The following is an 11,488-nucleotide window of genomic DNA, read 5'->3' as shown; positions in this document are numbered from 1 at the left end:
CTTCAACGGATGGGAGAGTGCGGTGGTACTGCTGTCTCGACTCGACCGGTTCAACCAGCAACATCCGTGGAGCCACAACGACCACTACGGCCCATGGGTCGTCGCCCAGGTGGCAGCGGCAGGAGCCCGTCACGTCCTCGATGTCGGGTGCGGTACAGGCAATCTCGTCGCCCGGCTCCGCGATTGCGCTACTACTGTCACCGCGCTGGAACCCGACCCCAAGATTGTCCGAATGGTGGCGCAGCGCTTCGCCGACGACCCTGCGGTGACCATCGTGCACGCCGACTTCGCCAGGCGCGACCCGCAGCGGCGCTGGGATGCCGTCGTCCTCGTCGCCGTCCTGCACCACCTCCCGCTGGTACCGACCTTGCGCGAACTACGCGACTGTCTCGTCCCGGGCGGTCGGCTGGTGGTCGTCGGCTGCTACCGCGCGGCGGGCCCCGTGGACCTGCTCGCCGATCTACCTGCCATAGCCGCCAACCCCGTCATCGGAATGATCAAGCACCCGGCCCGCGCTGATCAGCCACCTCCGCATATGACGGCACCCGCCGCCGATCCAAAGGAAACCTTGGCCGACATCCGGGCCGCCGCCGCACTGGAACTGCCCGGGGCCCGAATCCGGCGTCGCCTGTTCTGGCGCTACACCCTGGTCTACGACGCCCCCGCGGGCCGTGGTGCCAATTCCGCGAACTAGAGCCGAATGCGCCTGAAGCAGGCCCGAGTGCGTGGGGCCGGGTGCTCCGGGCCGCCGTCGCGGTGATTCGTGCGCAACAACGCGACGGCGGCCGAGTGGCTCTGCTCGGCCGACAAGCTATGGCGGTAGTCCGAACGAGCCGCGCAGGCGCCTACTCGAACTTCAGGCTGACGTCCGCGAGCACCGGCGCGTCCTCGCGCTCGACCACCGTCGCGGTGATGACGAGTTCGCCGTCGGTCCGCCAGATCCGGGTCCGGATGGTCTCGCCCGGGTAGAGCACCCCCGCGAAGCGCGCGCGGAAACCGGTGACGCGGCTCGCGTCGGCGTCCAGCGCGGTGTCGGTCGCGGTCTTGCAGACGATCCCGTAGGTGCACAGGCCGTGCAGGATCGGGTTGGGGAATCCGGCGGCGCGGGCGAACTCGGGATCGGAGTGCAGCGGGTTGCGGTCGCCGAGCATCCGGTACAGCAGCGCCTGCTGCGGCAGCGTGCGCGTGGTGACATCGAAATCCGGTGCGCGATTGGGCAGTTCCGACTTGGTGCTCGGCCCGCGCTCGCCGCCGAAGCCGCCCTCGCCCTTGGCGAAGATGGACGAGCGGGTGGTCCACAGCGGCGCGCCGTCGGAGCCGATGATGGTGTGCTCCTGCACGACCACCGCGGCCGAGCCCTTGTCCCAGATCTCGCTGACCCGGCCGGTGCTCGTCGCCTTGCCCGCGGCGGGGATCGGCCGGTGCACCTCCACCTCCTGGTGCCCGTGCACCACCTTCGCCAGGTCGATGTCGATGCCGGGGAAACTCACCTTGGGCGGTTCGGTCTCGTGCAGGGTCTGCGCCACGGTCGCGAAGCTCGGCAGCACCTGCGGCTCCCGGTCGTCCAGATAGCGCAGCTCGGCAGCGTCGGTCCACCGCGCACCCGCGCCGAGCCCGAGCTGATAGAGCTGCACATCCGACGGCGTCCACGCGAACTCCCGGCTCGGCAGTTCCGCGCCGAGCGCGATCTTCGGGTCGATGGGCATCAGTTCTCCTTGTGCATGGTTGTGGACGAATTCAGTCGCCCCGGCGCGCGTCACCCACGAATCGATCCTGCGGGCAAGCACACCGCGCTGGCAATGCCGTACCCACTCGCCGGGACAGCGGCCCTCGCCCCGGGCGAGAGGGTGGCTGCCACAGACGGCGCACACGGTCCACAGAGGCGCTGCCTGTGTGGACCGTGTGGGACCCGTGTGGCAAAGGCATTCCGCTACGCCTCGGAGGCCGCCGCGGCGGGCTGGTCCTGTTTGCGCTTGGCGATGTCGAGGACGGCGAGGTAGCCGAAGGTGATGGCGGGGCCGATGGTGGCGCCGGGGCCCGCGTAGGTGTGGCCCATGACCGGTGTCGAGCAGTTGCCCGAGGCGTAGAGGCCCTCGACGGTGCTGCCGTCTTCGCGGAGTACCCGGCCCGAGGAGTCGGCGACCAGGCCGCCCTTGGTGCCGAGGTCGCCGGGCACGATCTTGGCCGCGTAGAACGGGCCCTGCACCAGTCCGGCGAGGCAGGGGTTCGGCTTCACCGTGGGGTCGCCGTAGTACCGGTCGTAGTGGCTGTTGCCGCGGCCGAAGTCCTCGTCCTTGCCGGTCTCGGCGAAGGTGTTGAACCGCGCGACCGTCGCGGTCAGGTTCTCGGCGGGCACGCCGATCGCGGCGGCCAGCTCTTCCAGGCTGTCGGCCTTGACGATGTTGTCGTTTTCCATCCAGCGGGACGGAAAGCGCAGACCAGGCTGCAATCCGGCGAAGATGTAGCGGTTCCGGTAGCGCTGGTCGAACACCAGCCAGGCGGGGATGTTCTCGCCGGGACCCTCGCCCTGCCCGTATTCGCCGCCGTACATGGTGTGCCCAGCCTCGACGTAAGGAGCGGACTCATTACCGAATCGCTTGCCGTCGTGGTTGACGATGACGCAGCCGGGCAGATTGCGCTCGGCCAGGGCGAACCACGGCCTGCCGCCCTTGAAAACGGTCGGCCCCCACCAGGCGTCCTCCATGAAGCCGGTCGCGCCGCCCGCCTCGATCCCCGCCAGGATGCCGTCGCCGGTGTTCGCCGCCGCGCCGGTCGTCCACTCGGTGGTGATGGGCTGGCGCTGGTACTTCGCGCGCATCTCCGGGTTGTGCTCGAAGCCGCCGCTGCCGAGCACGACGCCGTGGCGCGCGGTGAACACGACGGGCTTGCCGTCCTGCAGCGCCTCGACACCCGTGACCACGCCGTCCTCCACGACGAGCTTCGTCATCGGAGTGTTCAGCAGCACCGGCACATTCGCGTCCATCAGCCCTTTGCGCATGGCGGCGATGATGGCCTGTCCCATGCCGACGATGTGCTTGCCGGTGAACTTGGCCCAGTAGGTGCGCGCGCCGACGCGCATGGCGCGCATCATGCCCTTCGGGTGGCGGCGGATGAGGTTGAGGCGGACGAAATCCGCCTGCATGACGACCACGTTCAGCGGCGCCTTGGCGTAGGGCGGCTCCAGCTTGTCCTTTTCCGCGCCCAAGGCTTTGAGGTCGAACGGCGTGGGCTCGCAGGAGCGCCCTTCGCCGAGACCGCCGGGCGCCTCCGGGTAGTAGTCCGAATACCCGGGCACCCACTTCATCTTCAGCGGGGTGTGGTCGAGCACGAAGTCGAAGGCCTCGGCTCCCCGGTCGATGTAGGTGTCGATCCGATCCTTGGGCACCACGTCGCCGACGATGCTGTGCAGGTAGGTGCGTGCGTCCTCCCTGTCGTCCGGACGGCCCGACGCGCGCAGCGCCTTGTTGCCGGGGATCCACACGCCGCCACCGGAGCGCGCGGTCGACCCGCCGTAGTGCGCGGCCTTTTCGATGATGACCACGCTGAGGCCGTGGTGGGCGGCGGTGAGGGCGGCGGTCATGCCCGCGGCACCGCTGCCGACGACCACCACGTCGTAGCTGTGTGGCTCGAGAACCGGATCTGTCATGTAGAACACGTTATAGAATGGACGCGCCATTGGTCTATGTTGTGTGGCAGAAGACTTGCTCGGCGTTCCATTTGTCGAGGAAACTTGTTTCAGTTTCGGACCGGAGTGAAGTACATGGGCCTCGAATGGGACCTGACCGCTGACGTGGTCGTCGTCGGATACGGCGCCGCGGGGGCGTCCGCCGCGCTCGAAGCGACGGACGCGGGTGCGCAGGTACTGGTGTTGGAGCGGTTCACCGGAGGCGGCGCGTCCGCCCTGTCCGGCGGCATCATCTACGCGGGCGGCGGCACATCGGTGCAGCGCGAAGCCGGAGTGCGCGATACCCCGGAGCAGATGCTCGCCTATCTCGAACGCGAGGTCGGCACGGCCGTCACCCCGGCCACCCTGCGCCGGTTCGTGGACGAGAGCCCGGCGATGATCGAGTGGCTGAAGGGGCACGGCGTGCCCTTCGAGGCCTCGCTCTGCCCGTACAAGACCTCGTACCCGAACGACAGCTACTACCTGTACTACTCCGGCAGTGAGGTCTCCGGGTACGGCCGCGAGGTCGCCGAACCCGCGCAGCGCGGTCACCGCGTCAAGGGCAAGGGCACCTCGGGCAAGCAGCTCACCGGGCCGCTCGCGGCCTCCGCCTCGCGCCGCGGCGTGCGCGTCGAAACCCTCACCAGGGCCACGCGATTGATCACCGACGACAACGGCGCGGTGATCGGCGTCGAATGTCAGTCGCTGTGCGACGCCCCCGGCCGGGTGCGTGACCGCTACAGCCGCATGGCCAAGGCCGCGGCCAAGCCGGGCATCTACTACCCACCGCTGCGCAAGTCGCTCGAGAAGCGCCTCGACCTGCTGGATCGCCGCTACGGCAAGACGATTCGGGTGCGGGCAAGGCGCGGTGTCGTGGTCAGCGCGGGCGGCTTCATCGCAAACCGCGCCATGCTCGCCGAATACGGCCCGCAGTACCGCGCCGGTCTCGCGCTCGGCACCACCGGCGACGACGGCAGCGGCATCCTGATGGCACGGCAGGCGGGCGCGGCCACCGACCGCATGGGCAACGTCTCGGCCTGGCGATTCATCCTGCCGCCCAGCGCCTTCACCGGTTCGGTGCTCGTCGACGCGCACGGCCGCCGGGTGATCGACGAGACCCGCTACGGCGCCGCGGTCGGCCACCAGCTGATCAACGAGCACGAAGGCAAGGGCTGGCTGCTCGCCGACGCGAACTTGATGCGCACCGCGATCCAGCAGATCCGCACCCAGGCCACCTGGTTCCAGCGCGCCCAGTTCGAGGTGATGCGCCGCAGCGCGGTGCGCGGCGCGACGCTGGAAGCCGCCGCGGCCAAGGCGGGCATCGATCCGGCCGGACTGCGCGCGACCGTCGACGCGCACAACGCCGCCATCGCGAACGGCACGCCGGACCCGGCCGGCAAGCCCGCCGAATTCGCCGAACCCGTACGCAGCGGACCGTTCTGGCTGTTGGATGTGGGGATCAAACCGAGCCTGACCAACCCGTGCCCGATGCTCACCCTCGGCGGCGTGGTCGTCGACGAGAACACCGGCGCGGTGAAAACCGCCGAAGGTGACGACATTCCTGGCCTGTTCGCCGCGGGCCGGACCGCCGTCGGCATCTGCTCGGACTCCTACGTCAGCGGTCTGTCGCTGGCCGACTGCGTCTTCTCCGGTCGCCGCGCGGGACGGTCCGCGGCGGGCGAACAGGCCGTCCTCGAAAAAGCAACAGTGGAAGGAAACTAGCGTGCTGACCGACGCGGTACGAACCGAACTCGCCGACGAACTCGAGCGGGCCGAGAACGATCGGGTCGCCATCGACCCGCTGGTCGCGCGATACCCCGATATCGACGTGGTCGACGCCTACGAGATCCAGTTGATCAACATCCGCCGCCGCCTCGACAGCGGCGCGCGCGTGGTCGGCCACAAGGTCGGCCTCTCGTCCAAGGCCATGCAGCAGATGATGGGCGTGGACGAGCCCGACTACGGGCACCTGCTCGCGGAAATGCAAGTGTTCGAGGATGTTCCGGTCGAGGCGGGCCGCTATCTGTTCCCGCGCGTCGAGGTCGAGGTCGGATTCGTGCTCGGCGCCGACCTGCCCGGCGCGGACTGCACCGAGGAGGACGTGCTCGCCGCGACTGTCGCCTACGCGCCCGCGATCGAGCTGATCGATTCCAGGATCAAGGACTGGAACATCGGCCTGTGCGACACCATCTCGGACAACGCGTCCTCGGCGGGCTACGTGCTCGGACCCGAGCGGGTCGCGCCGAAGGACATCGACATCAAGGCCATCGACGCGGTGCTCACCCGCAACGGCGAGGTCGTCGCCGAGGGCCGCAGCGACGCGGTGCTCGGCGACCCGGTCATCGCGGTGGCCTGGCTGGCGCGCAAGGTCGCCTCGTTCGGGGTGCGGCTGAAAAAGGGCGACATCGTGCTGCCCGGCTCCTGCACCCGCGCCATCGATGCCCGTCCCGGCGACCAGTTCCATGCCGAGTTCGCCGGACTCGGTTCGGTCCGCCTGCAATTCACCTGAGCCAACCCCCCAGCCCACCCCCGCCGGCTTCGCCGGCCGCCATCCCCAAGGAGGCCAACCGTGTCCGACAGGACCGTAACCGCCGCGATCGTCGGGTCCGGCAATATCAGCACCGATCTGCTCTACAAGCTGCTGCGCTCGGAGGTCATCGAGCCGCGCTGGATGATCGGCATCGATCCGGAGAGCGAGGGCCTGAAGCGGGCTCGCGGGCTCGGGCTGGAGACCTCGCACGAGGGCGTCGACTGGTTGCTCGGGCAATCCGAGCTGCCCGACCTGGTGTTCGAGGCCACCTCCGCCTACGTGCACCGCGCCGCCGCGCCGAGGTACGCCGAGGCGGGCATCCGCGCGGTGGACCTCACCCCGGCCGCGGTCGGCCCCGCCGTGGTGCCGCCGGTGAACCTCGGCGCCAACCTGGACGCGCCGAACGTCAACATGATCACCTGCGGCGGCCAGGCCACCATCCCGATCGTGGCGGCCGTCTCGCGCGTTGTGCCGGTGCCCTACGCCGAGATCGTCGCCTCGGTGTCGTCGGTCTCCGCCGGACCGGGCACCCGCGCCAACATCGATGAGTTCACCAAGACCACCAGCCGTGGCGTGGAGACCATCGGCGGCGCCGAGCGCGGCAAGGCGATCATCATCCTGAACCCGGCCGAGCCGCCGATGATCATGCGCGACACCATCTTCTGCGCCATCCCGGAGGACGCCGACACCGACGCGATCGCCGACTCCATCCACCGGATGGTCGCCGACATCCAGCAATACGTGCCCGGCTACCGCTTGCTGAACGAACCGCAGTTCGACGAGCCGTCGGTGGTTTCCGGTGGCCTTGCGAAGGTTTCGGTCTTCGTCGAGGTCGAGGGCGCGGGCGACTTCCTGCCCCCGTACGCGGGCAACCTCGACATCATGACCGCGGCGGCCACGAAGGTCGGCGAGGTCATGGCCAAGCAGATCACCTCGGCCCGGGTGTAAGGAGCGTTCCCCATGGCTTATTCAGCAGAACTCGACATCCGCGTCACCGATACCTCGCTGCGCGACGGCTCGCACCACAAGCGCCACCAGTTCACCGCCACCGAGGTGCGCGACATCGTCGCCGCGCTCGACGGCGCGGGCGTTCCGGTCATCGAGGTGACCCACGGCGACGGGCTCGGCGGGTCCTCGTTCAACTACGGCTTCTCCAAGACCCCCGAGCAGGAACTGGTGAAGATCGCCGCCGAGACGGCCGAGCAGGCCAAGATCGCGGTGCTCATGCTGCCGGGCGTCGGCGTCAAGGAAGACATCAAGGTCTCCCAGGACAACGGTGCGTCCATCTGCCGCATCGCCACCCACTGCACCGAGGCCGACGTCTCCATCCAGCACTTCGGCCTCGCCCGCGAACTCGGGCTGGAAACCGTCGGCTTCCTGATGATGTCGCACACCCAGCCGCCCGAGGTGCTCGCCAAGCAGGCGCGCATCATGGCCGACGCCGGGTGTCAGTGCGTGTACATCGTCGATTCCGCGGGCGCCCTCGTCCTGGAGCAGGTGTCCGATCGCGTCGCCGCCGTCGTCGCCGAACTCGACAACGATGCCCAGGTCGGCTTCCACGGCCACGAGAACCTGGATCTCGCCGTGGCGAACTCCATCTACGCCATTCGCGCGGGCGCCACTCAGATCGACGGCAGCGCACGGCGTTTCGGCGCGGGCGCGGGCAACACCCCCGTCGAGGCGCTGGTCGGCGTCTGCGACAAGCTCGGCATCGCGACCGGCATCGATTTCTTCGCCATCGCCGACGCCGCCGAAGACGTCGTCCGTCCTGCCATGCCGCAGGAATGCCTGCTGGACCGCCAGGCCCTGATGATGGGCTACGCGGGCGTCTACTCCAGCTTCCTCAAGCACGCCGAGCGCCAGGCCGAACGCTACGGCGTCTCCGCCGCCGAGATGCTCGTGCGCGCGGGCAAGCGCAAGCTCGTCGGCGGCCAGGAAGACCAGCTGATCGACATCGCGCTGGAGTTGCAGCGCGAACAGCAGGCCGTCTCCGCCTGACCGGCGAATCAGCAGGCCCGCGGGTGGTTTTCACCGCTCGCGGGCCTGAGCACTCGACTGTCGCGACACCGGTGAACCGGTGCTGCGGCAGTCGAATTCACCTGCGGTAGTGGACAGTCGGACGCCCGAGCGTCTGCCGTGCCCGGCGCGATCTCCTACTATTGGGCAAACATTGTCCGATGAATCGGGGGTGCGAACGTGACAGACAGCTCGAACGTGATCGATCCGTCCAAGCCCAGCATCGCTCGGGTCTACGACTACCTGCTCGGCGGCAAGGACTACTACCCGGTCGATCAGGAGATCGGCGACCACTTCAAGAACAACCTGCCCGGTTCGGTGGTGATCGCCACGTCCAACCGGCAGGTATTGGTGCGCGCCGTAGGTGAATTGGCGCGGTCGGGCCTGCGGCAGTTCATCGACCTGGGCAGCGGTCTGCCGACCGCCGACAACGTGCACCAGGTCGCGCAGCGTCACGGCCCCGATGCCAAGGTGGCCTACATCGACAACGATCCCATCGTGCTCGCGCACGGGCGCGCGCTGCTGGAGGCCGACGAACAGTCCGTCGTCATCCAGGCCGATGTCCGCGACCCGAAGACGATTCGCGAGCATCCCGACCTCACCCGGCTGATCGATTTCGATGAGCCGGTCGCCGTCATCTTCAGCGCCATCCTGCATCACCTCAACGACGACGAGGACCCGGCCGACATCGTTCGCTTCTGGAGCGATCAGATCCCCTCCGGCAGCGCGGTATTCATCTCGCACTTCCGCTCGGGTCACAACGCCGAGACGGAAGCCGTCGAGGCGAAGCTCCAGTCCACCTTCGGCCGCGGACGCTGGCGCACCGACGAGGAGATCGCGGCCCTGTTCGGCGATCTCGAGATCCTCGACCCGGGTATCGTCGCCGTTCCGCAGTGGCGGCCCGACCCCATCGAACGCCCGACCGCGGTCCGTGAACTCACGGTCTGGGAGCAACTCATCGTCGCGGGCCTGGCCCGCAAACCCTAGCGCTGCCGGTTGCGAAGCCACCGGTCCACCACCTACGACTTCTACCTAGGACGGATGATGAAGCGAAACCTGAACTGCCCCTGCGGCGAAGCCATCGTCGGGACCGACGAGGACGATCTCGTCACGAAGACGCAGGCGCATCTGGCGGAGAAGCACCCGGGGCACGAGTACTCGCGCGACGAGATCCTTTTCATCGCCTACTGATCGCCTCGCCGCCGCTCAGCTGATCCGCTTCGCCTCGTCGGCGGGCGGCGCGGTATCGCGGCGGGTTCGTTTGCCGCGGGCGATTTCGGTCGCGAGGGCGTCGAGGGGCTGGGCGAACTGATGCAGCGGTTCGGCCAGGGCGGTCAGCCAGGCGCGCGCTGCGTCCAGGCCCGCGGGGTCGAGAGCGTACAGGCGCCGGGTGCCCTCGGCCCGCACGCTCACCAGCTCGGCGTCTCGCAGCACTTTCAGGTGCTGGGAGACGCCGGGCTGGGAGATCGTGGTGTGCCGCTGCACCGCGGCGACCACCGCGCCCGCGGGCTGCTCGCCCGCCGCCACCAGTTCGAGAATGTAGCGGCGGATCGGATCGCCGAGCGCCTCGAAGATCTTCGCGGGGGACGCGGCCATCAGTGCTCGGCGCCCTCCTCGGGCTCGGTCGTGTAGAAGGTGACCGTCCGGTCCGCGGCCGTGATCGCCGCGGTCGGGTCGTCGCCGTCCGCGACCGCCGCGTCCGCCCAGCCCTCGGCCGCCGCGCGGATGAACGCCACGCCCTCGGGAGTGGTGTGGAAGGTCAGCACCTCCGCCGGGTCCAGCACCGCCGAACTCGCCAGGTGCAGGCCGAGACCCATGAGCGCGAGATCCCAGCCGACGCCGACGGCCCCCGGCCCGTACTGCGTCCAGAACTCGGGATCCACCGGCGCCTCGTGCACCAGCTCCAGCTGCGTCCCGTCCTCGCTCGGGCTCAGCGTGACCGCCAGCCACGACACCTGCGGCCCCATCTCCCAGGTCACCGCGAACCGCCGCGGCGCCTCGCACTCCTCGACCACCCCATTCGCGTTCCCCTCGAGCTGGTACCGCCCGCCCGGCTTCAGCTCCCCGCTCACCGGCAGGAACCACCGCGGAATCCGCTCCCCATTCGTCAACGCGTCCCACAGATCGGCCTGATCGGTCGGATAACTCCGCCGAGCGACCGCAATCCGCGTAACCTCCCCACCCCTCGACCCGGTACGAACCTCACGAACCACCAGCCCGGCGATCCCGGTGGGATCGGTCAACAAGGGCATGACAACCTCCTTCAATAAGTTTTTACTTATATTAGACGACCTATTGCGCCGTTGCCCAGCAAGTCCGCAGCCAGGGCCGACGATGCATCGAATCGAATTGATTTCGATGCATCGAGGCCTTCGTGGTGGTCGTTACGACCCCCGCCTACAGCATGCGTTCGGGGATGGCGGTGATGAGGCCGCCGTCGACGAGGAGATCTTGGCCGTTGATGTAGGAGGCTGCGGGGGAGGCGAGGAAGGCGACGGCGTCGGCGATGTCTTCGGGGGTGCCGAGGCGGCCCGCGGCCACGGCGGTGATGGCGGCGGCTTTGGCTTCGGGGGAGACGTTGTCGCGGTAGGAGGGGGTTTCGATGTAGCCGGGGCTGACGGAGTTGACGCGAATTCCCCGCGGCGCCAATTCGGCGGCCAGGGTGCGGGTCAGGTTGTGCACGGCGGCTTTGGTCGCGGAGTAGAGGGAAGCGCCGGGGACTCCACGGTGCAGGGCCCATGAGGCGTTGACGACGACAGCCGCGTGGTCGGCGAGCAGCGGGAGGGTCTTCTGGATGGTGAAGAAGACGCCCTTGAAGTTGATGTCGACGACCTTGTCGAATTCGGCCTCGGTGATGTCGGCGGTCGGCTGGAAGGCGGCGACGCCCGCGTTGGCGAAGAGCACGTCGAGGCGGCCGTAGCGATCGCGGAGGGTATCGGTCAGCGCGTCGATGTCGCCGAGGTCCGCGACGTCGCTGCGCAGGCCGAGGAGTCGTTCACCGCCGCCCAGTTCTTCGACGGCCGCGTCCAGGCGGGACTTGTCGCGGCCGGTGACGATCACCCGCGCGCCCTCGTCGAGGAGGCGGCGGGCGGCCGCGAGCCCTATCCCGCTGGTGCCGCCGGTGACGAGGGCGATCTTGTCGTCGAAACGAGAGTTGCTGGCGGACACGGCCGGAACCTCCGAGGGAACGGTTGCTGGTACGAACATTTACGAACAGCCGACGGCCCGCCACGATTCCGCCGTCCGCTTGCCGCGCTTCCGCCGCCCACCCGGAGGGG

12 protein-coding genes are annotated in these 11,488 nt (G+C 68.8%); 7 read left to right on the top strand and 5 right to left on the bottom strand.

The window, feature by feature from the left end; genetic code table 11:
- Positions 1-22 precede the first annotated feature (22 nt).
- A complete protein-coding gene (locus NL1_RS21975) occupies positions 23-694 on the top strand; it encodes a class I SAM-dependent methyltransferase (RefSeq protein WP_067842384.1) in 672 nt (223 codons plus the stop codon).
- Positions 695-845: 151 nt separating this feature from the next.
- On the opposite strand, the gene chsH3 is transcribed toward NL1_RS21975, so the two are convergent.
- Together chsH3 and kstD are read right to left on the bottom strand one after the other, a co-directional pair.
- The gene (gene chsH3 / locus NL1_RS21970; RefSeq protein ID WP_067842448.1) at positions 846-1,706 is read right to left on the bottom strand and encodes an enoyl-CoA hydratase ChsH3; all 861 of its coding nucleotides are present in this window, start codon (positions 1,704-1,706) and stop codon (positions 846-848) included.
- A gap of 224 nt (positions 1,707-1,930) precedes the next feature.
- Positions 1,931-3,655, bottom strand: coding sequence for a 3-oxosteroid 1-dehydrogenase (gene kstD / locus NL1_RS21965; protein WP_084510847.1), 1,725 nt, complete (start codon positions 3,653-3,655; stop codon positions 1,931-1,933).
- 105 nt (positions 3,656-3,760) lie between these two features.
- Between kstD and NL1_RS21960 the strand changes: the two genes are divergently transcribed.
- The 6 genes from NL1_RS21960 to NL1_RS21935 all read left to right on the top strand — a co-directional run bounded on the left by NL1_RS21960 (position 3,761) and on the right by NL1_RS21935 (position 9,401).
- Positions 3,761-5,386: an FAD-binding protein gene (locus NL1_RS21960; RefSeq protein ID WP_067842382.1), complete on the top strand. Its 1,626-nt coding sequence runs from the start codon at positions 3,761-3,763 to the stop codon at positions 5,384-5,386.
- A gap of 1 nt (position 5,387) precedes the next feature.
- Complete coding sequence (locus tag NL1_RS21955) at positions 5,388-6,173, top strand: 2-keto-4-pentenoate hydratase (protein ID WP_067842379.1); 786 nt, start codon at positions 5,388-5,390, stop codon at positions 6,171-6,173.
- A 60-nt stretch (positions 6,174-6,233) separates the two neighbouring features.
- Complete coding sequence (locus NL1_RS21950) at positions 6,234-7,142, top strand: acetaldehyde dehydrogenase (acetylating) (RefSeq protein ID WP_067842376.1); 909 nt, start codon at positions 6,234-6,236, stop codon at positions 7,140-7,142.
- Positions 7,143-7,154: 12 nt separating this feature from the next.
- A complete protein-coding gene (gene dmpG, locus NL1_RS21945) occupies positions 7,155-8,192 on the top strand; it encodes a 4-hydroxy-2-oxovalerate aldolase (protein ID WP_067842374.1) in 1,038 nt (345 codons plus the stop codon).
- 198 nt (positions 8,193-8,390) lie between these two features.
- Entirely contained in the window at positions 8,391-9,197 is an 807-nt protein-coding gene (locus NL1_RS21940; RefSeq protein ID WP_067842371.1) for an SAM-dependent methyltransferase, read from the top strand.
- Positions 9,198-9,254: 57 nt separating this feature from the next.
- Complete coding sequence (locus NL1_RS21935; protein ID WP_084510846.1) at positions 9,255-9,401, top strand: DUF1059 domain-containing protein; 147 nt, start codon at positions 9,255-9,257, stop codon at positions 9,399-9,401.
- Positions 9,402-9,416: 15 nt separating this feature from the next.
- Here NL1_RS21935 and NL1_RS21930 read toward each other — a convergent pair whose 3' ends face one another.
- The 3 genes from NL1_RS21930 to NL1_RS21920 all read right to left on the bottom strand — a co-directional run bounded on the left by NL1_RS21930 (position 9,417) and on the right by NL1_RS21920 (position 11,378).
- Entirely contained in the window at positions 9,417-9,806 is a 390-nt protein-coding gene (locus NL1_RS21930; RefSeq protein WP_067842363.1) for an ArsR/SmtB family transcription factor, read from the bottom strand.
- Positions 9,806-10,462, bottom strand: a complete 657-nt coding sequence (locus NL1_RS21925) for an SRPBCC family protein (RefSeq protein WP_067842360.1) — start codon at positions 10,460-10,462, stop codon at positions 9,806-9,808. The genes NL1_RS21930 and NL1_RS21925 overlap by 1 nt, the downstream gene beginning before the upstream one ends.
- A gap of 145 nt (positions 10,463-10,607) precedes the next feature.
- On the bottom strand, positions 10,608-11,378 hold the full coding sequence (locus tag NL1_RS21920; RefSeq protein WP_245673450.1) for an SDR family NAD(P)-dependent oxidoreductase: 771 nt from the start codon (positions 11,376-11,378) through the stop codon (positions 10,608-10,610).
- Positions 11,379-11,488 lie beyond the last annotated feature (110 nt).

It is taken from the genome of Nocardia lijiangensis NBRC 108240, from assembly GCF_001613045.1.
In the GTDB taxonomy this organism is placed as follows: domain Bacteria; phylum Actinomycetota; class Actinomycetes; order Mycobacteriales; family Mycobacteriaceae; genus Nocardia; species Nocardia lijiangensis.
This window is presented reverse-complemented; position numbering and strand designations above follow the sequence as displayed.

Coding starts and splice junctions, on each gene's coding strand:
- NL1_RS21930 (WP_067842363.1), bottom strand. CDS start 9,806: ATGGCCGCGTCCCCCGCGAAGATCTTCGAGGCGCTCGGCGATCCGATC.
- NL1_RS21960 (WP_067842382.1), top strand. CDS start 3,761: ATGGGCCTCGAATGGGACCTGACCGCTGACGTGGTCGTCGTCGGATAC.
- dmpG (WP_067842374.1), top strand. CDS start 7,155: ATGGCTTATTCAGCAGAACTCGACATCCGCGTCACCGATACCTCGCTG.
- NL1_RS21925 (WP_067842360.1), bottom strand. CDS start 10,462: ATGCCCTTGTTGACCGATCCCACCGGGATCGCCGGGCTGGTGGTTCGT.
- NL1_RS21935 (WP_084510846.1), top strand. CDS start 9,255: ATGAAGCGAAACCTGAACTGCCCCTGCGGCGAAGCCATCGTCGGGACC.
- chsH3 (WP_067842448.1), bottom strand. CDS start 1,706: ATGCCCATCGACCCGAAGATCGCGCTCGGCGCGGAACTGCCGAGCCGG.